At 58.7% G+C, this 25,715-nt stretch carries 28 protein-coding genes; 9 read left to right on the forward strand and 19 right to left on the reverse strand.

All coding sequences use genetic code 11. The features are described 5' to 3' along the window. Positions 1 to 3: 3 nt before the first annotated feature. The 11 genes from C1J05_RS09590 to guaA form a co-directional block, all read right to left on the reverse strand. On the reverse strand, positions 4 to 825 hold the full coding sequence (locus tag C1J05_RS09590; protein WP_254684757.1) for an FkbM family methyltransferase: 822 nt from the start codon (positions 823 to 825) through the stop codon (positions 4 to 6). A 26-nt stretch (positions 826 to 851) separates the two neighbouring features. Continuing rightward, positions 852 to 1,469 (reverse strand): TetR/AcrR family transcriptional regulator, encoded by a 618-nt coding sequence (locus tag C1J05_RS09595; RefSeq protein ID WP_114870061.1) that lies wholly within the window; start codon positions 1,467 to 1,469, stop codon positions 852 to 854. Continuing rightward, positions 1,462 to 2,331, reverse strand: coding sequence for a polyphosphate kinase 2 (ppk2, locus tag C1J05_RS09600; RefSeq protein WP_114870062.1), 870 nt, complete (start codon positions 2,329 to 2,331; stop codon positions 1,462 to 1,464). The genes C1J05_RS09595 and ppk2 overlap by 8 nt, the downstream gene beginning before the upstream one ends. 50 nt (positions 2,332 to 2,381) lie before the next feature. Continuing rightward, a complete protein-coding gene (locus tag C1J05_RS09605; protein WP_254684758.1) occupies positions 2,382 to 3,335 on the reverse strand; it encodes an alpha/beta fold hydrolase in 954 nt (317 codons plus the stop codon). Continuing rightward, a complete protein-coding gene (metA, locus tag C1J05_RS09610; RefSeq protein WP_114870063.1) occupies positions 3,325 to 4,242 on the reverse strand; it encodes a homoserine O-acetyltransferase MetA in 918 nt (305 codons plus the stop codon). Before metA ends, C1J05_RS09605 begins: the two co-directional genes overlap by 11 nt. Positions 4,243 to 4,280: 38 nt before the next feature. Then, positions 4,281 to 5,141 carry an ATPase gene (locus C1J05_RS09615; protein WP_114870064.1) on the reverse strand — a complete coding sequence of 287 codons (861 nt, stop codon included), beginning with the start codon at positions 5,139 to 5,141 and terminating at the stop codon, positions 4,281 to 4,283. A 48-nt stretch (positions 5,142 to 5,189) separates the two neighbouring features. Then, positions 5,190 to 6,128 carry a DMT family transporter gene (locus C1J05_RS09620; protein ID WP_254684759.1) on the reverse strand — a complete coding sequence of 313 codons (939 nt, stop codon included), beginning with the start codon at positions 6,126 to 6,128 and terminating at the stop codon, positions 5,190 to 5,192. Positions 6,129 to 6,213: 85 nt separating this feature from the next. Beyond that, positions 6,214 to 7,317: an OmpP1/FadL family transporter gene (locus C1J05_RS09625; RefSeq protein ID WP_114870065.1), complete on the reverse strand. Its 1,104-nt coding sequence runs from the start codon at positions 7,315 to 7,317 to the stop codon at positions 6,214 to 6,216. 144 nt (positions 7,318 to 7,461) lie between these two features. Beyond that, entirely contained in the window at positions 7,462 to 8,301 is an 840-nt protein-coding gene (locus C1J05_RS09630) for a DMT family transporter (RefSeq protein ID WP_114872235.1), read from the reverse strand. A 56-nt stretch (positions 8,302 to 8,357) separates the two neighbouring features. Further along, positions 8,358 to 9,158: an FkbM family methyltransferase gene (locus tag C1J05_RS09635; protein WP_114870066.1), complete on the reverse strand. Its 801-nt coding sequence runs from the start codon at positions 9,156 to 9,158 to the stop codon at positions 8,358 to 8,360. Positions 9,159 to 9,249: 91 nt separating this feature from the next. Next, a complete protein-coding gene (gene guaA / locus C1J05_RS09640; protein ID WP_114870067.1) occupies positions 9,250 to 10,812 on the reverse strand; it encodes a glutamine-hydrolyzing GMP synthase in 1,563 nt (520 codons plus the stop codon). 210 nt (positions 10,813 to 11,022) lie between these two features. On the opposite strand from guaA, the gene C1J05_RS09645 reads away from it, so the two are divergent. Then, positions 11,023 to 12,567 (forward strand): trimethylamine methyltransferase family protein, encoded by a 1,545-nt coding sequence (locus tag C1J05_RS09645; protein WP_114870068.1) that lies wholly within the window; start codon positions 11,023 to 11,025, stop codon positions 12,565 to 12,567. On the opposite strand, the gene C1J05_RS09650 is transcribed toward C1J05_RS09645, so the two are convergent. After that, positions 12,564 to 12,854 (reverse strand): DUF6477 family protein, encoded by a 291-nt coding sequence (locus tag C1J05_RS09650; RefSeq protein WP_114870069.1) that lies wholly within the window; start codon positions 12,852 to 12,854, stop codon positions 12,564 to 12,566. The genes C1J05_RS09645 and C1J05_RS09650 overlap by 4 nt on opposite strands. A 274-nt stretch (positions 12,855 to 13,128) precedes the next feature. Between C1J05_RS09650 and C1J05_RS09655 the strand changes: the two genes are divergently transcribed. The 3 genes from C1J05_RS09655 (at position 13,129) to lipA (ending at position 15,956) form a co-directional block, all read left to right on the forward strand. Further along, positions 13,129 to 14,286: a DUF6456 domain-containing protein gene (locus C1J05_RS09655; protein WP_254684760.1), complete on the forward strand. Its 1,158-nt coding sequence runs from the start codon at positions 13,129 to 13,131 to the stop codon at positions 14,284 to 14,286. Between the two features lie 93 nt (positions 14,287 to 14,379). Beyond that, on the forward strand, positions 14,380 to 14,835 hold the full coding sequence (locus C1J05_RS09660) for a hypothetical protein (RefSeq protein ID WP_114870070.1): 456 nt from the start codon (positions 14,380 to 14,382) through the stop codon (positions 14,833 to 14,835). Between the two features lie 167 nt (positions 14,836 to 15,002). After that, entirely contained in the window at positions 15,003 to 15,956 is a 954-nt protein-coding gene (gene lipA / locus C1J05_RS09665; protein WP_114870071.1) for a lipoyl synthase, read from the forward strand. A 6-nt stretch (positions 15,957 to 15,962) separates the two neighbouring features. Here lipA and C1J05_RS09670 read toward each other — a convergent pair whose 3' ends face one another. The 4 genes from C1J05_RS09670 to hpt all read right to left on the reverse strand — a co-directional run bounded on the left by C1J05_RS09670 (position 15,963) and on the right by hpt (position 18,132). Next, positions 15,963 to 16,841: a cytochrome c gene (locus C1J05_RS09670; protein WP_114870072.1), complete on the reverse strand. Its 879-nt coding sequence runs from the start codon at positions 16,839 to 16,841 to the stop codon at positions 15,963 to 15,965. Positions 16,842 to 16,847: 6 nt separating this feature from the next. After that, the gene (locus tag C1J05_RS09675; RefSeq protein ID WP_114870073.1) at positions 16,848 to 17,306 is read right to left on the reverse strand and encodes a c-type cytochrome; all 459 of its coding nucleotides are present in this window, start codon (positions 17,304 to 17,306) and stop codon (positions 16,848 to 16,850) included. A 110-nt stretch (positions 17,307 to 17,416) separates the two neighbouring features. Beyond that, positions 17,417 to 17,599 carry a hypothetical protein gene (locus C1J05_RS09680; RefSeq protein WP_114870074.1) on the reverse strand — a complete coding sequence of 61 codons (183 nt, stop codon included), beginning with the start codon at positions 17,597 to 17,599 and terminating at the stop codon, positions 17,417 to 17,419. Further along, positions 17,596 to 18,132: a hypoxanthine phosphoribosyltransferase gene (hpt, locus tag C1J05_RS09685; protein WP_114870075.1), complete on the reverse strand. Its 537-nt coding sequence runs from the start codon at positions 18,130 to 18,132 to the stop codon at positions 17,596 to 17,598. Before hpt ends, C1J05_RS09680 begins: the two co-directional genes overlap by 4 nt. 77 nt (positions 18,133 to 18,209) lie before the next feature. Here hpt and C1J05_RS09690 point away from each other — a divergent pair, with 77 nt between their 5' ends. Beyond that, complete coding sequence (locus C1J05_RS09690; protein ID WP_114870076.1) at positions 18,210 to 18,656, forward strand: type II toxin-antitoxin system RatA family toxin; 447 nt, start codon at positions 18,210 to 18,212, stop codon at positions 18,654 to 18,656. After that, complete coding sequence (locus C1J05_RS09695; RefSeq protein ID WP_114870077.1) at positions 18,649 to 19,926, forward strand: MmgE/PrpD family protein; 1,278 nt, start codon at positions 18,649 to 18,651, stop codon at positions 19,924 to 19,926. The genes C1J05_RS09690 and C1J05_RS09695 overlap by 8 nt, the downstream gene beginning before the upstream one ends. Here the strand turns inward: C1J05_RS09695 and C1J05_RS09700 are convergent, their stop codons facing one another. The 3 genes from C1J05_RS09700 to C1J05_RS09710 are packed head-to-tail and all read right to left on the reverse strand — an operon-like array spanning position 19,927 to position 22,033. Continuing rightward, a complete protein-coding gene (locus C1J05_RS09700) occupies positions 19,927 to 20,406 on the reverse strand; it encodes a CinA family protein (protein ID WP_114872237.1) in 480 nt (159 codons plus the stop codon). Then, the gene (locus C1J05_RS09705; RefSeq protein WP_114870078.1) at positions 20,403 to 20,903 is read right to left on the reverse strand and encodes a phosphatidylglycerophosphatase A family protein; all 501 of its coding nucleotides are present in this window, start codon (positions 20,901 to 20,903) and stop codon (positions 20,403 to 20,405) included. The genes C1J05_RS09700 and C1J05_RS09705 overlap by 4 nt, the downstream gene beginning before the upstream one ends. Beyond that, complete coding sequence (locus C1J05_RS09710; protein WP_114870079.1) at positions 20,900 to 22,033, reverse strand: bifunctional 2-C-methyl-D-erythritol 4-phosphate cytidylyltransferase/2-C-methyl-D-erythritol 2,4-cyclodiphosphate synthase; 1,134 nt, start codon at positions 22,031 to 22,033, stop codon at positions 20,900 to 20,902. Before C1J05_RS09710 ends, C1J05_RS09705 begins: the two co-directional genes overlap by 4 nt. A gap of 180 nt (positions 22,034 to 22,213) precedes the next feature. On the opposite strand from C1J05_RS09710, the gene dusB reads away from it, so the two are divergent. From dusB to C1J05_RS09725, 3 genes are read left to right on the forward strand one after another with little or no spacing between them, the layout of a single operon-like run. After that, entirely contained in the window at positions 22,214 to 23,197 is a 984-nt protein-coding gene (dusB, locus tag C1J05_RS09715) for a tRNA dihydrouridine synthase DusB (RefSeq protein ID WP_254684761.1), read from the forward strand. Next, positions 23,194 to 24,270, forward strand: a complete 1,077-nt coding sequence (locus C1J05_RS09720; protein ID WP_114870080.1) for a two-component system sensor histidine kinase NtrB — start codon at positions 23,194 to 23,196, stop codon at positions 24,268 to 24,270. Before dusB ends, C1J05_RS09720 begins: the two co-directional genes overlap by 4 nt. After that, a complete protein-coding gene (locus tag C1J05_RS09725; protein ID WP_114870081.1) occupies positions 24,270 to 25,634 on the forward strand; it encodes a response regulator in 1,365 nt (454 codons plus the stop codon). Before C1J05_RS09720 ends, C1J05_RS09725 begins: the two co-directional genes overlap by 1 nt. Positions 25,635 to 25,715: the final 81 nt, after the last annotated feature.

Here is a 25,715-nt window from a genome sequence, read left to right on the forward strand (position 1 = left end):
GTTTCACGCATCCGGGTGCACGTACCAGTCGTCAAAGCGCGATGCCGTTTCAGCAACGCGCTTGTATCCATGTTCAGTCAAAATCCGATATATATCAGAACGTTGCGGCGCGAAGTTGTGTTCAACCGTGATCACACGAAACCGGTAACTGTCAAAGTCGAACGCATTCAGGATGTCAAACTCACTGCCTTCGGTATCGATCGAAAGATAATCGATCACCTGCGGGGCGCCGTGCGACTGAAGCAATTCGGTCAGCGTGATGGTTTCAACGGAATAGGTATTGCCCCTGATCTGGCGCCGCTTTTTCATGAACTGCGTCAAACCAGAGTTTTCGCCGCGCGGCGCTTCGGTGAAATCCAGATGGGCACCGGATTCGCGCCAGACGCAGCGCGTGTCGATCACGGCACTTCGGTTGGCATGCAGATCAGTGTGCCATTGCCGCGCCGGTTCTGCCAGAATGCCGGTCCAGCCGAAGTTTTGCTCCAGAAGGGCCGTATTGCTCAGATCCAGACCGTTTGTCGCCCCGAATTCCACGAAAAAACCCTGACGCTTGAACCCTGACATGCCCAGTACGAAAACATCCTGACGCAGTTGCGATCTTGAGGATGGGAGCAGCGCCAGACACTGTGCCTGAAACTGCGGTGGCACCGCCTTTAACAGCTCAAGTTCGAAATAGGCAGGCGCCTGCTGTTGCAGCGCGGCAAGCTTTGATTTGCGGACCAGTTGATAACTGAACATCGGGGGCGTGTCTTCCGTCTTGAGCGTGGGTGCCTTGTTCCACGGACGGATCGTCTGGTCAATCGCGTCAATCGCGCACCCGGCCACGCGATGTGCGCCCGTGCTGCAAAAGTCTATTCGTCGGGCCGGATCAGACCCAGACCGCGCAAATAAATGCCGATGCCGCTTTCCAGCAGGTCTTCGGGGGGAAAGGGGCTTTGCGTGCCCGGAGAATTGCGGGCGAACAATTCCACAACGCCATGGCTCAGCGCCCAGATATGCGCGCTGAACATCGGTGCGGGCGGGCGTTTTTCCGGCGGGATATGTTTGGACAGATCGGCGGCCGCCTGTTCCAGAACGGCGCGCGCCCGCTGTGACACGGCAGCCAGTTCCGGAGTGCGGTTGACCGAAATTCCGCTTTCGAACATCGCGATATAGTGGCCGGGGTATTTGCGCGCAAAGGCCAGATAGGCGCGCCCTGTTGCCTCGAACGCGGCCAGTGCGGATGGCTGGCCCTTGTCATAGGCATATTGCATGACATCGCCAAAAATCTCGTATCCCTGACGGGCCGCTTCGGCGATCAGATCTTCGCGCCCTTCGAAATGGCGGTATACGGCAGCGGGTGTAACGCCGGCCTGTTTCGCCGCTTCGGACAGGGTGAACCCGGTCGGGCCTTTCACCGTGATCAGTTCCAGCGCCGCATCGATCAATGCCTGTCGCAGATTGCCGTGATGATAGCCGCGCTTAGGCATCCCAGATGTCCGGACCGCCGCAGATTTTCTGATCGATCTTGCCGATCGCGTCCTTGTCCTTGCGGTCGAAATCAAAGGCATGCATCACGGTGCGCAACACCGACAGGCGGGCACGTTTCTTGTCGTCCGAGCGGACAACGGTCCAAGGTGTCGCCTCTGCATGGCTGCGGTGCAGGGTTTCACCGATCGCATCGGTGTAGGCATCCCATTTCGACAATCCCTGAACATCAATCTGGCTTAGTTTCCATTGCTTTAAGGGATCTTGTTCACGCGCAAGAAACCGGCTGAGCTGTTCCGCGCGCCCGACATTCAGCCAGAATTTGAACAGGTGAATTCCGTCATCGATCAGCATCTTTTCAAAGGGCAACACCTGCTTGAAAAACACTTCGCGCTCGGCATCTGTGCAGAACCCGAACACCTTTTCCACCACACCACGATTGTACCAGCTACGGTCAAAAAAGACGATCTCGCCCGCTGATGGTAAATGCGAAATATAACGCTGGAAATACCATTCGGTGGCTTCCTTGTCCGTTGGTTTTGACAGCGCCACAACACGCGCACCACGCGGATTAAGGTTTTCGCGAAACCGTTTGATAACGCCACCTTTTCCGGCGGCATCACGGCCTTCAAACACAAGCGCAATACGGGTTCCGCTGGTTTTGGCCCAAGCCTGCAGCTTGACCAGTTCAATCTGAAGCTTTTCCAGTTCTTTCTCGTAGGCTTTCTTGCCCATCTCATCCTCATGCGGATAGCTCGGAGAGATGATGGCATCCTTGTCCGCAGATCTGATCGCGTCGCGCACGTCCTGGGGGGCTTCGTTTTCGTAATATGCGCTGATCGCGCCATCAAAGGGCAAGGTCATGGGGGATCCCTTAAAATTCGTGGTGATCTTAATATGGGATGTTAATCCCTTTAACGCAAACCCGCACGTGCCGCCGCACGGTCAATTGCGGCAATCACGTCATCCTGCGCAACAAGATGCGGCATATGTCCGATGCCGGGCAGGCGGGTCAGCACCGCACCCGGTATCTGATCCACCAGTTTTTCCGAATGTATTGACAGTCCGACAGTTGTATCGGCCGTACCATGAACAATTTCGGTCGGGGCGGTAATGCGGTGGTAGTCAGTGACCTGCATCAGGATTTCCGACAACAGGTTGGCGCGTTGATCTGCGTTGGCGCGCATCGATATACGGCGCAACGTCAGAGGCGCCCCCACATGATCTGCATAGCCTTCCGGGGCGGACTGCGGCGGAAAGACACTGACAATGGCGGCTTCGATCCGTGATTGCGGTACAAAGGCTGTGATCAGGGGCACCACAAGCGCCTGGCCCCACCACGACGACGTCACGCGATAGAACGGATCAAGCGGTGTGGTCCACGGGTTGGATACCGACGCGACCGGGATCAGCGCGGCCACCTGATCGGAATAGTTGGACGCCCAGGCCAGGGCCACGCCCCCGCCATAGCTTTGCCCCATCACGATGGGTTTTTCAGCGCCCAGTTGCCGCGCGGCCTGCATCAGCAGGGCGGCCTGTTGTTTCAATGTCGATCCGTCCTTATCGACCCGTTCGGTATAGCCCAGTCCGGGGCGGTCAAACACGATCACGCGGTAGGTTTCGGCAAGGCGCGGTGCCAGCGAAAACGTCATGTCGCGGGTGTTGCCGCTGGCCCCGTGGATCAGCACCAGATCGGGGCCTTGCCCCATGACAACGGCGTGTACGTCGATCCCATTCACGTCGATAATCTGGCCTTCGGGCGGAAACGCGGCTTCGGCCTGCTCCTCGCGGTGGCCGGCGCGCACCTGCACTACGGCAACAACAGCCACAACAACAAGGGCGAATGAGATCAGCAGCTTACTGGCCAATTTTTTGCATATCAAACGGGGTTGTCTGATAGATTTCGTTGATCCAGTTGCCGTAAAGCAGGTGGGCATGACTGCGCCAGCGGTTTTGCGGCGGGCGGGTCGGATCATCTTCGGGGTAATAATTCAACGGCACGTTGATCGGTGTGCCATCGGCGATATCACGGTCATATTCCTGTTTCAGCGTGTCGCGGTCATATTCGAAATGGTTGAAGATATAGAGCGCACGATGCGCCGGATCCTGCACCAGACAGGGGCCGACCAGATCACTGCCCAACAGGGTTTGCAGCCCGGTGGCGGCATCAATTTCGGCCTGTCGCATTTCTGTCCAGCGCGACACAGGGATCACGCAATCATCTGAAAACCCGCGCAAATAGGGCGAGGCCGGATCAAGATTGCGATGCCGGAAACAGCCAAACGCCTTGGCGCCCAGCATGTGTTTTTTCACACCGTGGAAATGGTTGATCATCGCCATCCCGCCCCAGCACACACCAAACGTGGAATGCACGTTGGTCTGGGTCCAGTCCATGACCTGCTGCAACTCGTCCCAATAGGTCACATCGGAAAATTCCAGATGTTCGATCGGGGCACCGGTGATGATCAATCCGTCGAATTTTTCGCCGCGCACCTCTTGGAAGGTGCGGTAAAAGCTTTCCATGTGGTCGGCGGCCGTGTTGCGTGCCTGATGTTCGGTCATCCGGATCAGACTCAGTTCAATCTGAAGCGGAGTTGCCCCGATCAGGCGGGCAAACTGGTTTTCGGTCTGGATTTTCTTGGGCATCAGGTTCAGCAACCCGATGCGCAGGGGCCGGATGTCTTGGCGCGCCGCCTGTCCTTCGTCCATGACCATCACACCTTCGCGCGTCAGCACGTCAAAGGCAGGCAGGTCGGCAGGAATTTTGATCGGCATCAGACACGTCCTATGGTCAGGCTGTTCAGGTAGCGCGTTCAGGCACGCCGCTCAAGTGCGGCGGCGATCACATCATCGAAATCGGTGGTCGTTTTTACCGAAGCAACTTCATCCGCTGTCACGGTCACGCCCCAATCGGCCATTGCCTCGTAACGCGGCTGGCGATGTTCCAGCGCCTTGGCATAGGTCCAGCGGATAAAGGAGTCAGGATCAACATCATCTTCCTGAAGATTGTTTTTGCTCAGATATTCGGCCCATACCCGGGACAGAAATTCGGGCTGGTAGGCCATAGGTTTGGGCGCTTTGTCAAATCGGGCGATCAGATCCTGGGTGTGCGCATCACTTCCCTTGATCCAGACCAGCAGTGTTTGATCGGCAAGCGCGCGCAGCAACGGATCATCGGGATTGTCGGGATCAACCCATTCACAGATCGATCCACCGCTGTCGCAAATGAAATGCGGATACCCGTAAAGCGCCTGTGCCCGTTTGATGAACCGTTCGGTATCCATCAGTGCCGAGATTTCGGCCTGCCGGAACTGTTCCTGCCGTTCGATGTAATCGGCCATTGATGTTCCGCCGCGCGCCGGATCGCCGGGTTTGCCCAGATAGGTGGCCACCGGTGTCAGGTTGTTGAACGAGATGTTGGAGCCGATATAGATCGAATCCGTCATCAGAAGGTCGCGCAGGAACGGCACTTTCATCGCGTGCGCCTTGGCGTTGTCGGTGATGTATTCGCCCATATAGCGTGTGCCGATACGGTAATCGATCGAATAGTGGAACCATTGGCCGCTGGCGCGCAGCAAATTGGAAAGATGGGTCTTGCCCAGACCGGACATGCCAAACACAAGCACCCGTTTATGTTCGGTTTTCCGCCAGTCCTGCGCAGATTGATAGAGCATGGTAAGTCCCCTTTGCCCCGTCCTAGTCGCGCAGGGCAAAACCGTCAATCACTTGGCTGATCTGAACCACGCCCAGACCCGCCCGTCCAGAACCACCATTCCCAGTGCCAGCAGGGCAAACCCGATATAGGCACGCGGTGAAAGCGCCTCGCCCAGAACGGCCCATCCCAGCACGATCGATACCGGCGGGATCAAAAAGGTAACCAGCATCAGGTTGCCGCTGCCCGCCATACCCAGCACACGGTAATAGAGCAGATAGGCTCCCGCCGTGGCAATCACCGCATAATACAGGATCGCGCCCCATGTCTGCGCCATCAGATCAAACTGGATCGGCCCGTCGATCAAAAGGGCGGCGGGCAGGATAATCAGGGTTGAACCCGTCAACATACCCGCGGCGGCAACCTGTGGCGCAAGGCCCGACAGGGTCAGTCGCGCCCATGCGGACGCAAACGCATAGCTAAGCGTGCCAAGCAAAACCGCCAGCTGTGCAATGCAGCGCAGATCAAGATTGGCAAACTGGTTCAGACCAATGGCCGTGGCCACCCCCAGAAAACCCAAGGTGACACCCACCAGTTTGCGCGCGCTTAACCGTTCGTCCGCGAACACTATGGCAGCAACGATCACGCCGAACACTGCCGTCGTTGCATTCAGGATCGAGGTCAGCCCGACTTCGATATGCAACTGGCCCCACGCCATCAGGGCAAACGGGATCACATTGTTCAGCAATCCCATCACCAGAAACGCGCCCCAGACCCGCGGGTCGCGCGGGATCGTCAGGCGCATCACCAGCACTACGCCCCAAAGCACCAGCATCGCCCATCCGGTGCGGTGCGCCACCGAGGTCAGAACCGGTACTTCTTCAAGCGCGATATGGACCGACAGGAACGATCCGCCCCAGATCAGCGCCAGAAGGACCAGTTCCGCCCATGCGCGGGTCGATAGGGATTTTGTGGTGTCATTGCATCTGTTTAGGCGGCACGCCCGCACAGCGCGACCCGAATCTTGCGCCTAAACGAAAACGGCCCGCTGATTGCGCAGCGGGCCGGTTCAATCAAGGATTTGTATCGCAGGATCAGAAGTAATAACCGATCCGGATACCAAAGCCCAAAGCGTCGTTGTCTCGGAAAATGCCCGCAGGGGCAACGGCACCAGCGCGCGTTTCAGTGGTGTCGATCATGACATACCGGACACCACCGCTGATTTTCATGTTACCCTTTGTGTAGGTCGCTGCCAGACCAAGGCTGGTTTGACCGTCTGTCGGGCCAAGGTTTGTGGTGAACCCACCAATCGGCTCTTCATAACCGACAGTTGCGGCAACGGCCCACGTATCGTTGATCCGGCGGCCCAGACCCAGCGTGTAGGTCACGATATCGCCGTTATAGCTGACCAGCGAACCGCCGCCTGTCAGCGTCTGGTAGTTGGTTGGCGTGATTTCGAATTCGGACCAATCGGTCCAGCGAACAGAGCCGAACAACAATGTGTCCTTGGCAATGCCCGACTGGAATTCGAGGTTCAAAGACTGAGGCGTATCAACCGGTGTTGTGCTGGCGTTCGGGCCACCCAGTGCGATCGAGGTTTCAACCGTATCCAGTTCATGTTCGATCTTGGAATTGTAGGTCAGCGACACGCGAAGAGCGATGTCAGACATTTCATACGCAACACCGGCCAGATATCCGACACCAAAGTCGCGGTCGCCATCTGCTGAATATCCGCTGACAAATGGAATCACCGCCTCGGCTGCGATGGTCTGCAACCGGATACCGCCATAAAAGCTGAGGTTCGTTGGCAGATTGTACTGCAAGATACCCGTGATCGCGTTCGAATCGAATTCGGCAGTGGACCCGGCGGCAAAATACCCTGTGCCTGTCGGATAATCGACATTCGCACCGAACGGTTTGTCAAAGATCAGCGCATAGGACCATGTATCGTTGATATCAGCTTTGTATGCCGCGCCGAATTGCAGATAGTCTTCGGACATGTTGCCCGACGATCCGCCGCCAACACCGGCCGTTCCGACGCCCGAAACAGAAGGCGAAACAGAGCCAAAACTGAATTCGGCATATCTGCCTTTTTCGAAAAGCACAGCAACGGACTGGCCTGTACGGTCCAAAGCGCCTGCATGTGCTGCATATGTGCTTAGCATCAGTGCAGATGCTGCTGTTAGTGCGACCTTCATCGCTGTCCTCCCACGGAAACAAGATAAAACTTTATTATGGATATTATGGAATGGTCGTATAAAATCGCTGACCTTTACGTCAATCTGTGACGGAACGTAACAAATATATGACCATACGTAAGTCTGAATGGGTCATGTGGCGCTTTATCGCGCACGTGCTACGCGCGATTCTACCCAGATGTTCATGTAATTCCCCGCGAAAATGATTAACGCACCGACGAAAACCCAGATATCCAGACCTTCCTGATACAAAACCATGCCCAGAACGGCGATCACCGGCAAGCGGACGAAATCCATCGGGATGACCACGGTGGCCGGTGCAATGGCAAGCGCGTTGGTCAGGCAATAATGCGCCAGCAATCCGGCACATCCGATCAGAACCAGATAGGGCAGGGTTTGCGCCGTTGGCAACGCGATATCACCATCATGACCCGCCGCGATCAAACCCAGCACCAGTTGGATGGCGGTGAGGTAAAACAAGATGCAACTGATGGTTTCCGTACGGGTCAGACGTTTGGTGAACATGATTGTAACGGCAAAGAACACCGCACACGCGGCCGCAGCGCCGATACCGGCGTTCAGGGTAGACGCATCTGGGCGCGCTACAATCAGAATGCCGACGAACCCCAGCAACGCCGCCAGGGCACGCACACGGGTCAAACGTTCGCCCAGAATAAGCGGCGACAAGACAACCACCCACAAGGGCGATGTGAACTCTAACGCAAAAACCTGCGCCAGGGGGATCACTGTCACCGCATAGAACCACAGGTTCTGGCCGGTGAAATGCGCGACATTGCGGATCACATGGTTGCCGGCCTGTTGTGTTCTGACCTGCGCCCAGGCCCCGTTCAGTGTAATCAGGCCGCTGACGATGATAATGCCGATCGCACTGCGATACATCATGATTTCAAACGTATCGAAATCGGAACTGACCTCGCGCCCTGCGATGGCCATCGCCGAAAACGACGCGATGGACCCGATCATCCAGAACGCGGCCACAAGAGACGCGCTTCTGGCCGGTCGCACGGAAAGGTTTGGACCTACTTCCACCACATATCCGGCATTACGATGTCCGGCTCACTTGCCAGGTTCTTGCGATCCAAGGCATGGGGCAAGACAACAGGGCCGCTGGCCGAACAACCTGAAACCCGGTCATTCCTGATGAATGTCACTTCGAAAACGCGGGGTATTTCGGCCCCGCGATGGCGGGCAATCCCGCAACAATTGTTCGGATGGACATGGGCAATCGAAAAGTCCTTGTAAATCTTTTCGAAAACCGAATTTGCCAAACGCAGAAATTCCCTGTCGAACAGTTTATCGAACGCGTGGAATTCAATAATCATTGTCCGGAACTGCCTTAGAACAGACGAGGGCGTTTCAACAAGAACGTCGTACTCGAACCCTTCGATATCCATTTGCAACAGCATATCGTCCGCGTTTTCAGGATTCTTTTGCGCAATCCAGGATGAAAGCGTGGTGTTGATCCCGCCGTCGCGCGCGCCCAGAAACTTTGCATCAAATTCGAACAGCGCGTTGTCGAGCGGCGGCTTTTCAACGCTAGCATCGGCCATAAAACATTTGATACCGTAGTCCGAAGCAATCGCGTTCTCGAACGTGGCCGTATAATCAACCCCCGGAGAAAAACAGGACGCTATGCCCTGCATGTCATCAGGCACCAGATAGCCGCCATCTGCATCGCCTCCGATCCGGATCAGATCAACCGGAACCAGTTTGGATTTGAACCGTTCGATAAAGGAAAGAACCAGATCGGGCTCGCACATTTTTTGCATCATGTATCCACGGTGCAAAAAATAAGGTCTGGCTATAGATGTGATGCCCATTCTGTTTTCCTTCCGGGATAGGCCTGGCACACGAAAACTGATCGCGTGCGGGGCTGGTTCACCGTTTCATTTCACCCAGTGCGCAAACCGGTCATTCCCATTCGATCGTGCCCGGAGGTTTGGACGTGATATCATAGGTCACGCGGTTGATCCCGGGCACCTCGTTGATGATGCGGGTGGCCGTTTCGCCCAGAAAATCATGTTCGAACGGGTAATAATCGGCTGTCATGCCATCCACAGACGTGACGGCACGCAGGGCGCAGGCGTAATCATAGGTGCGCCCGTCGCCCATCACCCCGACAGTTTTCACCGGCAGGATCGCCACAAATGCCTGCCAGATATCATCATAAAGCCCGTGCCGCCTGATCTGGTCGATGTAGACCGCGTCCGCTTCGCGCAGGATATCCAGTTTCTCGCGGGTAATTTCGCCCGGACAGCGAATAGCCAGACCGGGGCCGGGGAAGGGATGGCGCCCGATAAAGCTGTCGGGCAGGCCAAGTTCGCGCCCCAATGCGCGCACTTCGTCCTTAAAAAGCTCTCGCAGCGGTTCAACCAGTTGCATGTTCATCCGTTCCGGCAGGCCGCCCACATTGTGGTGCGACTTGATCGTCACGGATGGCCCGCCGCTGAACGAAACGCTTTCGATAACGTCGGGATAAAGCGTGCCCTGTGCCAGAAAATCGGCACCGCCGGTTTCCCGGGCATATCTTTCGAAAACTTCGATGAACAGGCCGCCGATGATCTTGCGTTTGGTTTCAGGATCGCTGACGCCTTCAAGCTTGCCCAGAAACAGATCGGATTCGTCGGCGTGAATAAGCGGCAGGTTGTAATGCTCGCGGAACATGCCCACGACCTGTTCGCTTTCGCCTTTGCGCATCAGGCCGTGATCGACATAGACACATGTCAGTTGATCACCGATCGCTTCGTGGATCAGCACCGCCGCGACAGAACTGTCAACGCCACCGGACAGGGCGCAAATCACTTTGCCGTCGCCCACTTGCGCGCGTATCTTTTCAATGGCCTCTTCGCGGTAGGCTCCCATTGTCCAGTCGCCCTTGAAGCCTGCGAGTTTCACAAAATTCTCGTACAGCTTTGCGCCGTTGGGGGTGTGGTGCACCTCGGGGTGGAACTGGACCGCATAAAAATCGCGCTGCGTATCGCCGGTGATGGCGAACGGCGCATTGGGCGATGTGCCGAAAACTTCGAAACCCGGCGCGATCTGGCTGACATGATCACCATGGCTCATCCAGACCTGTTCGCGATCCGCTTCGAACCATCCCTGCAACAGGGCCAGTTTCTTTGCCGCCGGTGTCACATAGGCGCGACCAAATTCCGCCGTTCCATGGCCCCGTTCAACCTTGCCACCCAGAACATGCATCATCACCTGCTGGCCATAGCAGATCCCGAGGATCGGCACGCCCAAGGCGAACACCGTTGCAGGCGGCATCGGCGCGCCTTCGGCAAACACTGAGGCCGGCCCACCCGAGAAGATCACCGCCTTGGGTGCGAAGTCGGCCAGAAAGGCATCCGTCACGTTCTGGTAGGGATGAATTTCGCAATAGACATTCAGTTCGCGCAGGCGGCGCGCGATCAGCTGCGTTACCTGGCTGCCGAAGTCGATGATAAGAAGGCGGTCATGGGAAATTTGCGTCATGCCCGAGTGATTAGGACCGCACGAGGCCTGTTGCAAGGGCAGAACTGGGGCCAGCCCCAGACCCTGCCGGTATTTTTGGCAAAAAGAAACCGGGACGCAGCGCATAGCCATGTCGCTTTTCCCCCGCAATGGCCGCAATTTACGCGCGGCGCAGGATCGGGCTGGGCTAATGTCTGATCCAATCTCGGAATTTTGACGCAAGGAAATACAATGTCAGACGTTGCACCTTCAAGACGGGCACGTGGTGGTGGCGGCGCAGCACGCCGCGCCGAGCGGTCTACCCTGAATATCGAAACCGCAAAGTTCATCGAGCGGAATATCCCGCTATACGAGATGCTGAACGACGAGGCGCTTGAGATCATCGAGCGCAATGCGGACATTATTCTGGAAGAGGTCGGGGTAAATTTTGTTAACAATCCGGCTGCACTTGAGCGCTGGCGCGCCGCTGGGGCCGAGATTGACGGCGAACGCGTGCGCATCCCGAAGGGTCTGGCGCGCGAATTGTGCAAGACCGCCCCGTCGCGGATCGTGCAACATGCACGCAATCCCGCCAAGAACGTCGAAATCGGAGGCAATACACTGGTTTGCGCACCGGTTTACGGCCCGCCCTTCGTGCGTGATGCCGCAGGCGGGCGCCGCTATGCAACAATGGATGATTTCCAGAAATTCGTGAAACTGGGATACATGTCCAAATGGCTGCATCATTCGGGCGGCACCGTGTGTGAGCCGACGGACGTGCCGGTGAACAAGCGGCATCTCGACATGTTGCTGGCCCATATGACGCTGAGCGACAAGCCGTTCATGGGTTCGGTCACGGAACCAAGCCGCGCGCAGGACAGTGTGGACATGTGCGAGATCCTGTTCGGCAAGGAGTTCGTTCAGAACAACACCGTCATGACATCGCTGATCAACATCAACTCGCCCATGACCTTTGACGACGTGATGATGGGTGCGCTTGAGGTCTATGCCGCAAACAATCAGGCCTGCATCATTTCCCCGTTCATCGTGGGCGGCGCAATGGCGCCGGTTTCGGTGATCGGCACGCTGACGCAGGTGATGGCGGAATGTCTGGCAGGCATCGCCTATAGCCAGTTGGTGCGTCCGGGTGCGCCGGTGATTTTCGGGGCATTTGTGACATCAATCGACATGAATTCCGGCGCGCCGACCTTTGGCACACCCGAAGCGTCGCAAATCCTTTACGGGGCAGGGCAGTTGGCCCGTCGCATGGGTCTGCCGTTCCGGTCGGGTGGTGGATTGTGCGGTAGCAAGCTGCCCGATGCGCAGGCGGCTTATGAAACCGCGCACACCCACAACGCGGCCCTGTTGGGCGGTGTGAACTTCATGCTGCATTCCTGCGGCTGGCTCGAGGGCGGTCTGGTGTCGTCTTTCGAGAAATTCGTGATGGACGCGGACCAACTGGGCATCTTGCACAACATGGCGCGCGGCGTTCAGTGGGATGAGAACGGTCAGGCGATGGATGCGATTCGCGAAGTTGGCCCGGGTGGGCATTATCTGGGATGTGCGCACACGCAGGCCAATTTCAAAGATGCGTTCTGGCGCACCGAGGTGTTCGATTACAAACCGTTCGAAACCTGGGACGAAGAAGGCGCGCGCGATACGCAGGCCCTGGCCTCTCTGCGGGTGGAGCGCCTGTTGAACGCCTATGAAAAGCCGCCCCTTGATCCGGCGGTTGAAGAGGCGTTGCAAGCTTATGTTGCCGAGAAAAAAGCATCTATGGCCGACGCTTTTGTCTAAACACTTTGCGAGGCGCGCAACAATCGCGCCTCGCCCATCATGGCGATCAGGATATCGACATGACGCACCAGCGAATAAGACGCATCGTCACTGATACGCTGGCTGTTTATCGCCGCTTCCATTTCCATCAGTTTCAGTAGTGCAGGGGCGGGCCGCGGCGCGCTGCCATAGCCCAGTATCCGCTGCAGGTGCCGGTCACGGCGGTATTCTTCGGCCCCGATGCGCGCCGCCCGCATTAACAGGCGCGGGCGCTTCAGAACTGTCAGCATGGTCAGAATGTCTTGCACGGTGCTTTCCTTTTTTGTCCAGTCAAATCAAAGCGTCGGACATCAGGATGGCACAGGTTCGTGCCCTGTTGCGGAGGGCATACCCTGCGCGCACGGCGGATTCACGCGTGTTTATCAAATGGAAACAATAATTGGAATTTCCGATGATTTTAATCAAACAGTAATCAATACAACCCTAGGTAGTTTTCAACATCTTGGTAATGAAAATGAACAATCCGTTTCACGGAACCCGGTTCGTCGACCTGTTCAGTCGCACCAACCCACGGAGTGAGTGATGACATACATGCCGTCTTGCACCGGGTTCCCGTTTTCCCTGCCGACCTGGGTGCCCGGAAATGTCGCGGATTATCTTGCCCACACTGAATCCGGTCTTTCAATTCGCGCGCTGGCCCGCAGCAAAGGCACACATGCATCAACCATCTTGCGCCAGATCCGCAAACTGGAGGCAAGGCGCGACGATCCGTTGATCGACACTGCCTTGCGCCGGTTGGGACAGGCCCATTTCCGGCCCGTGATTAAGGGGCGCTTCACTGTTTCATCAACCAAGGAGGGTATACCGATGTCTGTCAGCACCGGTTATGACACATCATCCAATCCGGACGGGGCATCCCTGTCCGGTGAAGCGGCGCGGATCCTGCGGCGCCTGTGCGAAACGGGCGCGGTTCTGGCCGTGGCCACAGATATGGAAAAATCCGTTGTCGTGCGCGACGGGCCGGACGGGGCCAGCACCCGCACTGCGGTTGTGGACACGACCGTGGCGCAGGCGATGGCGCTGAACGACTGGATTGCCTGCAAAACACCGGGGCGGCTGTCGCGCTATAAAATCACACCGGCCGGTCGCACGGCGCTGAGCCGGATGCTGGCGGAACAGGAAAACAGATGCCGGATTGCACGCGAATCCGGCTTTGCCGAGGATCAAAGCGGGTTCGACACACAACGCGCGGGCCCCTTGGAGCAGGGTGCAGACAGCGCAAAATCCCGTCGGTTGCGATATAATCTGGCGGAAAGCCCTTTTATTGCGCTGGCGCGCCGCAAGGACCGCGACGGCTCCCCCTTTCTGGGGGATGATCTTGTGCGGGCCGGCGAACGGTTGCGCGAAGATTTCGAACTGTCCCAGATGGGGCCGCGCATGACCCAGAACTGGGACCAGTTTCTGACAGGGGGCATCCGTTCGGGGGGAGCCGGGCATAATGAAGGGGCCGCAGGCCCGATGCGTGCACGCGAACGGGTGGCACAGGCCTTAAGTGACCTTGGGCCGGGCCTGTCTGATGTTGCCTTGCGATGCTGTTGCTTTCTGGAAGGGCTGGAAATGGCGGAAAAACGCATGGGATGGTCGGCACGGTCAGGCAAGATTGCGCTGCGCATCGCCCTGCAGCGTCTGAAACGGCACTACAGCGAAACAAAAGGCGGGGCAGGATCGATGATCGGCTGAAGTTTCACCTTTGCGTGTGGCCCTGCAACGGTGATTGAGAAGTGCGCGCCGGCTGATTAGCCTGAATGCTGAAACCGGTGGCAGGGACTGAGCATGACATATTTTGATCGCAAGGACGCATTGGCCCTGTTCATTTTGCGGCTGGGTCTGGTCTGGTTCATGTTTCTGTGGGCTGCGCACAAGCTGATCACCCCGGCGCAATATCAGCAACTGGCCCGGCATTTCGACGGGGTCGAGGTGTCGCTGACCCAGATCTACATTGCCGGTGGCGTACAGATCTTTCTGTGTCTGCTGGCCCTGCTGGGGGCGTTGCGCCTTTTCAGTTACGGCAGTCTGGCCCTGATGCACCTTTATACCATCTCGCGCCGGTGGGAGGGGTTTCTTGATCCGTTTGCCCTGAACGACAAGGGCTTTCCCGTTCACCGCAATCAGGTGATCGATCTGGCTGTGCTGGCGGCGTTTGCCGCTTTGTTGCTATTGATCCATCGTGACCATTTCAGCGTCGGCGGCTGGCTGCGGCGGCACCAAGGCGCGCATTGGTGGCACTAGAGCGGCCCAGGAAAAGGGTCGCCTTCGGCGAAAGTATTTATGAAAAGATGAAGCGGAAAAGGAGAACAGCCGACGATAAAACAGAGGCGACATTGCGTCGCTGGTTTTTTCGCTTATGTCAGGGTATATGAGCGATAGTTTAACGGCTAAACCAAAAGGCCCGCCCGATGCGTGATTTGAAAATACCCGAACATCGTCACCCTGAAAAAGCCCGCCGCCCCGATAATCCCCAGCCAAAGAAACCGGCATGGATCAGGGTCAAGGCGCCGGGCGGCAAGGGCTATGCCGATACCGCCAAGATCATGCGCGACAACAAGCTGGTCACCGTCTGCGAAGAAGCCGGTTGCCCCAATGTCGGCGAATGCTGGAGCCAGGGCCACGCCACCATGATGATCATGGGCGAGGTCTGCACGCGGGCCTGCACGTTCTGCAACATCGCCACCGGCAAACCGCCCGAAGATCTGGACGTGTTCGAACCGGGACGGGTTGCGGATGCGGTAAAAAAACTGGGTCTGAACCACGTTGTGATCACATCCGTGGATCGTGACGACATCGAAGACGGCGGGGCAGCGCATTTTGCCCAGACGATCCGCGCTATCCGCAAACAATCACCCGATACCACGATCGAAATCCTGACGCCGGATTTCATCCGCTGCGATCCATCGGTTCTGGAACAGGTTGTCGAAGCGCGCCCCGACGTGTTCAACCACAATCTTGAAACCGTTCCCGGCCTTTATCCGCAGGTGCGACCCGGTGCCCGCTATTTCCATTCCCTGCGTCTGTTGCAGCGGGTCAAGGAAATGGACCCGTCGATGTTTACCAAATCCGGTATCATGGTGGGTCTTGGCGAAGACCGTCAGGCCGTGATGCAGGTGATGGAAGACATGCGTGCCGCCGATATCGATTTTCTGACCATCGGCCAGTATCTGCAACCCACGCCGAAACACCACAAGGTGGACCGTTTTGTCCACCCTGATGAATTTGCCGCCTATGAAAAAGCTGCCTATGGCAAAGGGTTCCTGATGGTTTCGGCCACGCCGCTGACGCGATCAAGCTATCATGCCGGTGACGATTTCGCGCGTCTGCGCGAGGCGCGGATCAGGAAATTGTCGGGCCAGTAGGCGCAGTTACGGCAACGCCTTGAGGTAGGCCGCGATTGCAGCGCGGTCACTGGCGGGCAGGCGGGCCATGTTGCCAACCACTTTCGCCATGTGACCACCGGCGCTGTCATACTCCGGTGTGAACCCGCTTTCCAGATAGTAGGCGATGTCGGCCGCGCTCCAGGTCAGGCTGGCCGGATCGATCCCCGGAATGCGCCCTTTGCCGGACGGGTTGGGCGCGCCCGTCATCCAGTTCGACAGGTCAAGTCCGCCAGCAAAATCGCGCGGCGTATGACATTCCGAACAATGGCCCGGCCCTTCGACAAGATAGCGACCGCGCGCGATCTGTGCATCCACATCGCCGGCCAGCACCCAATCGTCTTTCAGGTTAAGCTGCTTCCACAGCCCGATGCCGCGCCGCACCGTAAAGGGAAACCCCAGATCATGGGGCGGGTTGACCTGATCTGACGCGGGCAGGGTGACCAGATAGGCATGCAGGTCGACGACATCCTGTGCCGTCATCTTGGTGTAGGATGTGTAAGGAAAAGACGGGTAATAATGCCGACCGTCAGGCGATACACCGGCCATCATAGCATTGGCGAGGTCAAGCGCGCTCCACCCGCCAATGCCCGCTTCGGGGTGGGGCGAGATATTGGGCACGGTGAACGCCCCGAAATCGCTGGCAAGGGATTGGCCGCCCGCCAGCACCAGAAGATCATCGCCTTTGGCATCATCCGCTGCATGGCAGGATGCGCAACCGCCCGCCCAGAACACAAGCGCGCCCTGTTCGGGATCGGGCGTCAGCCCCGCCAACAGGGCATCATCTACCCCGACAGGGCGGGACAGCCACCAACCGAAAGCCGCCCCGAGCAGTGCAAGAAAAATGCCCCAGCGCACCAGTCGCATGGGGTATCACCCTTCAGGTGCGCGAAAGGTTTCGTGGCAGGCCTTGCAGCTTCCCCCCATCGGGCCCATTGCAGGGCCAATGGCATCCGGTCCGCCCGCCACAGCGGCCTGCATCGCCACTGCCGCCTTGCCGAAATCGGCCCATTTGGCCGCGAATTCATCGGGCTTTTCCCATATATTGGGCTGCGCTCGGGTACCATCGATCGACATGTTGTCCGAACCGGCGGGCCACATCGCGTCTTCGTGGAGATTTGACACGGTCACCAGATTATCGGCGGCTTCCTGTGCCATCCCGGCATCAAATTCTCGTTCGCCCTTTAGCATGTCACCCAGCAAGCCAAGGTTGAACGCCATGATCCGGAACTGGCCCTGACGGGCTTTCTTTTCGGCGTTGAAATCCTGTGCAAAAGCCGTTGTTGCGGTCAGCGCGACCGCTGCGACTGCTGTTATCGAAATAATCTTCATTGGGCCCTCCGGTTTTTCTGTTGTGGCGCCATCGTGAAGCGATCTGCCCCTGTGTCAAATAAACTATTTGAGAACAACGCAAAAAACTGCGGGCACAGCACGTTTTTTGCCTAATCGGAATAACGCTTGATTCTGGTGTTTTCGGTGCTGGCCCAATCCGGCCACACGCCGAAATGATCCAGCGCATAGATCGCCGCGCTGATCGCCACGACCGCCGCAAGCAGCTTCATGCGCGCAACCGAAGGCGGCCTGTCTGCCCAGCGGCGCAACCGCAACAGATGCCGGATGTTCATTCGGTGAATCGCACCTTGCCGATAAAGGGCAGGTTGCGATTGCGTTGTGCAAAGTCGATGCCATAGCCGACGACGAATTCGTCGGGAATTTCAAATCCGGTCCAGTCGGCCTTGAAATCAACCTCGCGGCGGCTGGGTTTGTCCAGCAGGGCGATGGATTTCAAACGCGCGGGGTGGCGGCTTTCCAACAGGTGCGTGACGTGGTTCAGCGTGTGGCCGGTATCGACGATATCTTCGACGACCAGAACATCGCGCCCTTCAATTGCGCCGCGTAAATCCTTGAGAATACGCACTTCCCGCGTGCTTTCCATGCCATCCCCGTATGAAGACGCTTCCAGAAAATCGACTTCGATCGGAAGATCAAGTTCGCGCACCAGATCGGCAATGAACACAAAACTGCCGCGCAGCAGGCCGACAACAACCAGTTTGTCGGTATCCTTGAATTCTTCGTGAATCTCGCGACACAGTTCCTCGATTCGCGCTGCAATCGATTTGGCCGAGATCATTTCATCAATGACATATGGACGCGTCATTCTGCCTTCCCCTTGATTTTCCCGCCAAACAATACGACATCGGGCGGCACTGTCACGGTCAAAGGCAAGAATTCAAGATGCCCACCCATTCGGAAACGCGCCATTTGCCGTATTCTGCGCAGCAAATGTACGATCTGGTGGCAGATGTGGCGCGATATCCCGAATTTCTGCCCTGGTGCGCGGCAGCGCGGATCAGATCGACACGCGATATCCCCGATGGCGGCGTCGTGATGGAGGCCGATCTGGTGATTTCCTTCAAGGTCTTTCGCGAACGCTTTGGCAGCCGCGTGACGTTGTGGCCCGCGCAGTACAAGATTGACACGGAATATCTGGATGGCCCGTTCCGCTACATGAAATCGAACTGGGCTTTTGCCGATGCGCCGGGGGGATGCGAGGTGACGTTTTTCGTGGATTTTGAATTCAAGAACGCGGTTTTGCAGGGCATCATCGGCGTGGTGTTCAACGAGGCGATGCAGCGGATCGTGCGGGCCTTTGAACGGCGGGCGGCAGAGCTTTATGGCTGATCCTGTCGAACAGATTGTCTCTGCGGCGACTGCGCCGCCGCCACCGGATGCGCTGGAAGTGATGCGTCTGTCGCTGGTGGATTGGCTTTCGGTCGGTCTGGCGGGGCGGGAAGAACCGGTTTCAACGCTGACCCGCGACATGGTGCTGGCCGAAGGCGGCCATGCGCAGGCCACGCTTTTTGGCGGGCAAAAGGCACCGGCGCGGGCGGCGGCGCTGTGCAATGGGGCCTGTTCGCATGCGCTGGATTATGACGACACACATTTTGCCCACATCGGGCACCCTTCGGTTGCGGTGATCCCCGCGGCGCTGGCCGTGGCCGAGATGTGCAATGCCACGCCCGAACAGATGGTGCGCGCCGCCCTGGCCGGATGCGAGGCATCGGTGCGCTTCGGCCTGTTGTTCGGGCGCAGCCACTACCAGACGGGATTTCACCAGACGGCCACGGCGGGGGCGTTCGGCGCGACTGTCGCTGCGGTTTTATTGCTTTCGGATGAGCGCGCAGTGATGGCGCACGCCCTTGGTCTAGTCAGCACGCGCGCATCTGGGCTGAAATCGCAGTTCGGCACCATGGGCAAACCGTTCAACGCCGGTATTGCCGCATCAAACGGGGTCGAGGCGGCGCTGCTGGCACAGTGCGGGTTCATATCCAACCCGGATGCCATTACCGGTGCCTTGGGGTTCACCGATACACATCACTGCGAAGCAACGGACGCGCAGCCAGACGGGTTTCTGATGCCGCAGGTCCAGCACAAGTTCCACGCCTGCTGCCATGGTCTGCACGCCGCGCTTGAGGCGCTGGAAACTCTGAAACCGGTTGCACCGGACACTGTGCGCACCCTGCGGGTGCACACAAATCCACGCTGGATGAGCGTGTGCAACAAATCCTCAGTGACCACGGGGCTTGAGGCAAAGTTCAGCTATCGCGCAGTGCTGGCCCTGTCATTGGCGGGGCACAGCACGGCGGCGCTGGACAGCTACAATGATACGCTGTGCGCCGATCCGCAGCTTGCCGCTTTACGCGCGCGCGTGGATGTGGTTGCGGATGACAGTATTGCGGAAACCGCCACCGGGCTTGTGCTTGACACCGATCAGGGACAGCGCACCGCAACGTTTGATCTGAACACGCCGCTGACAGGGCCGGAACGCGCGCAGCGGATCAGATCGAAATCGGCGGCGTTGCTGGGGGCGGACAAGGCAGATGCCGTCTGGCAGGTCGTGCACGCAGCCGACGCCACCATGGCCGACCTGACGGCGACGATGGTCCCCTGATCACGCCCCTGCAGGGGCCAGCGCGGTTTGTAGCAGAAACAGCGCGTGATCCCTTGCGGCAGCGCGCACCTTGTCCCGTCCCAAGGCCCCGAATTCCACGGTTTCGCAAACTGTTGCGCGCCCCGTGGCGGCCAGCGCGAAACACACGCGCCCTTCGGGTTTGAAATCGGAACCGCCCGGACCGGCGATGCCGGTAATGGCCACGCTTAACTGCACAGGGGCATTGCGCAATGCGCCATCCGCCATGGCGCGCGCCACTTCTTCCGACACGGCACCGTAGGTATCCAGTGTTTCCACCGACACGCCCAGCATGTCCTGTTTGGCCTGATTGGTATAGGTCACAAAGCCGCGTTCGAACACTTCCGAAGATCCGGCCACATCGGTCAGCGCGGCGGCAACCATGCCACCTGTGCAGCTTTCGGCGGTGGCGATCATGATGCCCTGGGCACTGGCCGCGTTCAGGATGGCCGCGACAGTCACACCCCCAAGACCCAGTGCGCCAGCCACGCCAGCACGGCAACGCCAAGTGCCGCGAACACACCGGCAATCACATCGTCAAGCATCACCCCCAGCGCATCATTGCGCCGGTCGGCCCAGCCAATGGGGCCGGGTTTGGTGATGTCGAACAGGCGAAACAGCACAAAGGCCGCGATCCACCCCGGCCACATCGCGGTCATTGCGACACCAGCATGCCATGCGCCAAAGGACAGCGGCAAAAGCGCGATCAGCTGGCCTGCGACCTCGTCCATCACGATTTCAGAGGGGTCGTGATTTTCCTGCCCCTTGGTAATTTCCCGCGTAGCCCACCATCCGGCCAGAAACGTGACGGCACAGGCCGCCAGCATCAGGGGAAAGCCACCGATTATCTGGATGACCGCCGCCAAAGGCAATGCGGCCAGCGACCCCCATGTGCCCGGGGCGGGGCGCAGATATCCTACGCCGCCAACCGTGCCTGTCATCTGTGCAACCCGGTTCATGCCGGAACCAGAGTTGCACTGGCCTGGGCAGCGATGCCTTCGCCCCGTCCGGTAAAGCCAAGTTGTTCCGATGTTGTCGCCTTGATCGAAACCTGATCCGCGCGCAGCCCCATGATCTTGGCCATGCGCGCCTGCATGGCCTCTGCATGGGGGCCGATCTTGGGAAATTCGCAGATCAGCGTGCAATCGACATTGCCGATCCGATACTGCATCTGCTGCGCCAGATCGACGGCATGGCGCAGGAAAATATCGCTGGCCGCCCCTTTCCACTGCGGATCACTGGGCGGAAAATGGCGGCCGATATCGCCTTGCGCCAGCGCGCCGTAAATCGCGTCTGTCACCGCATGCATCCCCACATCCGCATCGGAATGACCCTGCAGGCCGCGCGTGTGGGGCACAGCCACACCGCACAGAACCAACTTCGATCCGTCGCAAAACCGGTGCACGTCAAAGCCGTTGCCTGTCCGTATGTCCATCTGATGCCTCAAAATACGCTCTGCGCGTTTAAAATCATCCGCCGTCGTGATTTTCAGATTGTCTTCCGACCCGTCCACAATGGCAACCTCAAGCCCCGCCGCGCGCGCAATTTCAACATCATCCGCCGCGTCGCCGATATAGGTGCGATGCGCCGTGGTGATCGCTGTCAGGTTGAACCCCTGCGGTGTTTGCGCCCGATACAGGCCGCTGCGGTCCACCGGACCGTTCACAACACCGTCCTGACCCGACCAAAGGGCATCCACCACGGGCAATGCCGGTGCCGCTGCCTTGTGGGTTTTCAACGCATCCAGCACCCGCGAGATGATGTCGCGCGCCACACAGGGGCGCGCACCATCGTGGATCAGAACGTGATCATAGCTTCCTTCCAGCACCTCAAGCCCGGCAAGAACGGATGCACGGCGCGTCGGCCCGCCAGTTACAAGATCGAACTTTGACAAGGCGGGCAGGGGATATTTGCCAATGTCCTGCGGCCCCACCACCAGAAGGGTGCGATCAATTTCGGGATGTGCGGCAAAGCGGGCCAGCGTGTGTTCCACCACAAGACGCCCGCCAAGGGGGCGCCATTGCTTGGGTACACCGCCCCCGGCGCGCAGTCCGCGCCCGGCGGCAACAATGATGGCAGCTGTGGTCATGATCCCTCGGGTCTGGTTACGCCCTATGTATCTAGGGGGCCAGCCAGCGCAACGCAATCATCCGGAATTGCGCCTAAAAATTAGGCAATCGCCATTTAAGACGCGCCGTAATAGGCCTCGAATATTGTGGTTTGCCAAATATATCGATAGCACAATGCCACATGCACAAGGAATAGGCACTTGCCGGTCGCATTGGACGAAAGAACCCTGACACCCCCTGTTTTTCTGGCCCCGCTGGCCGGAATCACCGATCTGCCGTTCCGTGATCTGGTGTCATCCTTCGGGGCCGGTCTGGTGGTCAGTGAAATGGTCGCCAGTCAGGAAATGGTGCAGGCCCGCCCCGGCACACGCGAACGCGCGGAACTGGGCATGGGGCAGGCGCATACCGCCGTGCAACTGGCCGGGCGCGATCCCTACTGGATGGCCGAGGCCGCGCGCCTGGTCGAAGACAACGGCGCGGCGATGATCGATATCAACATGGGATGCCCTGCCAAAAAGGTGACAACCGGCTATTCGGGATCGGCCCTGCTGAAAACGCCCGATCTGGCCTTGTCCCTGATCGAGGCGGTGGTGAACGCGGTATCGGTTCCCGTCACCCTGAAAACCCGGTTGGGCTGGGATGAAACCTGTCTGAACGCGCCCGACATCGCGCGGCGCGCCCAGAATGCGGGCATACGCATGGTCACGATCCACGGCCGCACCCGAAACCAGTTTTACAAAGGCCACGCCGACTGGGCCGCCATTCGTGCAGTGCGCGATGCCGTTTCCATTCCGGTGATCGCAAATGGTGACATTACCGACACCATTACCGCCCGTCAGGCGCTGGACCGCTCTGGCGCCGCGGGCGTGATGATCGGGCGCGGAGCGCAGGGGCGCCCCTGGGCGCTGGCGCAGGTAGCGCATGATCTGTTCGGCGCACCACAGCCCGCGCGCCCCGAAGGCACGGCGCTGATTGACATGGTGCGCACCCATTATGACGCGATGCTGTCATTTTACGGCAACGAACTGGGTGGCCGCGTCGCGCGCAAGCATCTGGGATGGTACATGGATGACGCCGGCACCGATCCGGCCCTGCGCCGCGCGGTGCTGACATCGCAGGCACCCGATGTCGTTATGCGCCTTTTGCCCGATGCGCTTTGTCCAAAAGGGCGGGCGGCGGCATGATTTCGAACCAGTCCATATGGGCCTCGATCCCGGTGCCGACCCTGCTGATCGACGAAGATGATCGTATCGTCGATGTGAATTCCGCCGCCGAAGGGTTTTTGAATGCCTCGGCAAAATCCGTCACCGGTGAACCGGTCTGGGATATGGTCGCGGTCGATGACCCGCTGGAAGAGGCGTTTGATCGCGCCCGCGCGCAAGGCACACCGCTGTTTGTCAATGATGTCGATGTCGGTTCGGGCGCCCGCCCGCCGCTGCAATGCGGATTACAGATCGCGCCGCTCGTCGGGCATCCGGGCAAAATGATCCTGATGATCACCCCGCGCGAACTGGCCGGACGCATGACCCAAAGCCATTCTGTGAAATCCGCAGCCAAATCGGCGATCGGCATGGCGGAAATGATGGCGCATGAAATCAAGAACCCGCTGGCGGGGATCACCGGTGCGGCGCAACTGCTGTCGATGAATTTAAGCGCGGATGATCTGGAACTGACAGATCTGATCGTCGAGGAAAGCCGCCGGATCGTGAAACTGCTTGAGCAGGTGGAACAGTTCGGCAACCTGAGCGCGCCAGACCTGCAACCGGTGAACCTGCATGACGTGATGGATCGCGCGCGCCGGTCTGCCCTGTTGGGGTTCGGCGCGGATATGAAAATTATCGAAGATTACGATCCGTCACTGCCGCTGGCCCATGGCGACCCCGATCAGTTGTTGCAGGTTGTGTTGAACCTGTTGAAAAATGCATCCGAAGCCGCTGGGCCACAGGGCGGCACCATCCGCCTGCACAGCTATTACGAACATTCGTTCCGGCTGCGGCGCAGCGATGGCACCGGCCATTCGCTGCCGCTGCAAATCGAAATCATTGATGACGGCCCCGGTCTTCCAGACAAGATCAAGGCCGATATTTTCGATCCCTTCGTTTCAGGGCGCGAAAACGGCACCGGCCTTGGCCTCGCGCTGGTGAGCAAGATCATATCGGATCACAACGGCTGGATTTCCGTCACCTCGGTGCCGGGCCGGACGGTTTTTCGCCTGTCGCTGCCGCGGGCCCCCAAGGAAAACAAGGAGAACGGATAATGGATGGTACGGTTCTGGTCGCGGATGACGATCGCACGATCCGCACGGTTCTGACGCAGGCGCTGACGCGGGCCGGGTGCAAGGTGCATGCGACGTCGTCGCTGACCACACTGATGCGCTGGGTGGCCGAGGGCAAAGGCGACGTGGTGATCACCGATGTCGTCATGCCCGATGGCAACGGGCTAGAGATGCTGCCGAAAATCGCGATTGACCGTCCCGGTATGCCGGTCATCGTAATTTCGGCCCAGAACACGATCATGACAGCGATACAGGCCGCCGAAGCCGACGCCTATGACTATCTGCCAAAACCCTTTGATCTGCCGGACCTGATGAAACGAACAGCGCGCGCGCTGGAAAGCAAGAAACGCACGCCCGCACGTCTGCCCGAGGGGCAGGAACGCCCGGATGAATTGCCGCTTGTCGGCCGCACACCGGTGATGCAGGCGCTGTACCGGCTAGTGGCGCGCGTCACCAACACCGATTTGCCGGTGTTGATCTGTGGCGAATCCGGAACCGGAAAATCCCTGATCGCCCGCGCTATCCACGATTTTTCGGACCGCCGCACATTGCCCTTTGTGACCGTCACGGCGAATGAACTGCAAGATCTGGAAGGCCCTGCCAAAGTGCTCGCTCGGGTGCGTGGGGGGACTTTGCTGATTGATGAAATCGCCGATATCAGCGCCGAATTGCAGGCGCGCATCGTGCGCATGATGGATGCCGCGGGCGATCACATGCCCCGTTTCATGGCCACCAGCCAAAGCAATCTGACCCGCGCCATGGAAGCGGGGCAAATGCGCCAGGATCTGTTTTACCGCCTAAGCGGTGCAACGCTGAACGTGCCGTCCCTGCGCGAACGCGTTGATGATATCCCGCTGTTGGCAGAACATTTTCTGGCCCGCGCGGAACAGACCGGGGCGCCGTGCCGTACCTTGTCGCCCGAAGCGTCAGAGCTGTTTCGCGCCTATAGCTGGCCCGGCAATGTGCGCCAGCTGGAAAACGCGATCCGTCGCCTGGTGCTGACCAGCCCTGCAGAAGACATATCGCGCGCCGAAATCGAAGCGGTGCTGGGCAGCCAGCCCGAAATGGAACCGGTTCTGGGGGGCGGTGACAGCGAAAAACTGTCGGCCTCGGTCGGGCGCCATTTGCGCCGGTATTTCGATCTTCACGGCACCTTGTTGCCGCCGCCCGGCCTTTACGGGCGGATCCTGCGCGAAGTCGAAGGCCCGCTGATCGAAATCGCGCTTGAGGCAACCGGCGGCAATCAGGCGAAATGCGCCGATTTGCTGGGCATCAACCGCAATACTTTGCGCAAGAAAATCACCGAACTGGATATTGAGGTGACAAGACGCCGCAAATTGATGTAAAACGGCCACATAACCGTGGCCATCCGGCGTCACCGCCAGATCAGGACCACATAATATAGCGGTAAGCTGCGCAGGCGGCAC

The organism is Sulfitobacter sp. JL08 (assembly GCF_003352045.1).
Lineage (GTDB): Bacteria > Pseudomonadota > Alphaproteobacteria > Rhodobacterales > Rhodobacteraceae > JL08.

What these genes read in the sequence shown, in the direction of transcription:
- C1J05_RS09710 (WP_114870079.1), bottom strand. Translation starts at nt 22,033, where the DNA reads ATGACCACAGCTGCCATCATTGTTGCCGCCGGGCGCGGACTGCGCGCC.
- C1J05_RS09625 (WP_114870065.1), bottom strand. Translation starts at nt 7,317, where the DNA reads ATGAAGGTCGCACTAACAGCAGCATCTGCACTGATGCTAAGCACATAT.
- C1J05_RS09725 (WP_114870081.1), top strand. Translation starts at nt 24,270, where the DNA reads ATGGATGGTACGGTTCTGGTCGCGGATGACGATCGCACGATCCGCACG.
- metA (WP_114870063.1), bottom strand. Translation starts at nt 4,242, where the DNA reads ATGCCGATCAAAATTCCTGCCGACCTGCCTGCCTTTGACGTGCTGACG.
- ppk2 (WP_114870062.1), bottom strand. Translation starts at nt 2,331, where the DNA reads ATGACCTTGCCCTTTGATGGCGCGATCAGCGCATATTACGAAAACGAA.
- C1J05_RS09645 (WP_114870068.1), top strand. Translation starts at nt 11,023, where the DNA reads ATGTCAGACGTTGCACCTTCAAGACGGGCACGTGGTGGTGGCGGCGCA.
- C1J05_RS09720 (WP_114870080.1), top strand. Translation starts at nt 23,194, where the DNA reads ATGATTTCGAACCAGTCCATATGGGCCTCGATCCCGGTGCCGACCCTG.
- C1J05_RS09630 (WP_114872235.1), bottom strand. Translation starts at nt 8,301, where the DNA reads ATGATCGGGTCCATCGCGTCGTTTTCGGCGATGGCCATCGCAGGGCGC.
- C1J05_RS09655 (WP_254684760.1), top strand. Translation starts at nt 13,129, where the DNA reads ATGACATACATGCCGTCTTGCACCGGGTTCCCGTTTTCCCTGCCGACC.
- hpt (WP_114870075.1), bottom strand. Translation starts at nt 18,132, where the DNA reads ATGACGCGTCCATATGTCATTGATGAAATGATCTCGGCCAAATCGATT.
- C1J05_RS09615 (WP_114870064.1), bottom strand. Translation starts at nt 5,141, where the DNA reads ATGCTCTATCAATCTGCGCAGGACTGGCGGAAAACCGAACATAAACGG.
- guaA (WP_114870067.1), bottom strand. Translation starts at nt 10,812, where the DNA reads ATGACGCAAATTTCCCATGACCGCCTTCTTATCATCGACTTCGGCAGC.
- C1J05_RS09660 (WP_114870070.1), top strand. Translation starts at nt 14,380, where the DNA reads ATGACATATTTTGATCGCAAGGACGCATTGGCCCTGTTCATTTTGCGG.
- C1J05_RS09675 (WP_114870073.1), bottom strand. Translation starts at nt 17,306, where the DNA reads ATGAAGATTATTTCGATAACAGCAGTCGCAGCGGTCGCGCTGACCGCA.
- C1J05_RS09690 (WP_114870076.1), top strand. Translation starts at nt 18,210, where the DNA reads ATGCCCACCCATTCGGAAACGCGCCATTTGCCGTATTCTGCGCAGCAA.
- C1J05_RS09680 (WP_114870074.1), bottom strand. Translation starts at nt 17,599, where the DNA reads ATGAACATCCGGCATCTGTTGCGGTTGCGCCGCTGGGCAGACAGGCCG.
- C1J05_RS09695 (WP_114870077.1), top strand. Translation starts at nt 18,649, where the DNA reads ATGGCTGATCCTGTCGAACAGATTGTCTCTGCGGCGACTGCGCCGCCG.
- lipA (WP_114870071.1), top strand. Translation starts at nt 15,003, where the DNA reads ATGCGTGATTTGAAAATACCCGAACATCGTCACCCTGAAAAAGCCCGC.
- C1J05_RS09705 (WP_114870078.1), bottom strand. Translation starts at nt 20,903, where the DNA reads ATGAACCGGGTTGCACAGATGACAGGCACGGTTGGCGGCGTAGGATAT.
- C1J05_RS09635 (WP_114870066.1), bottom strand. Translation starts at nt 9,158, where the DNA reads ATGGGCATCACATCTATAGCCAGACCTTATTTTTTGCACCGTGGATAC.
- C1J05_RS09670 (WP_114870072.1), bottom strand. Translation starts at nt 16,841, where the DNA reads ATGCGACTGGTGCGCTGGGGCATTTTTCTTGCACTGCTCGGGGCGGCT.
- C1J05_RS09595 (WP_114870061.1), bottom strand. Translation starts at nt 1,469, where the DNA reads ATGCCTAAGCGCGGCTATCATCACGGCAATCTGCGACAGGCATTGATC.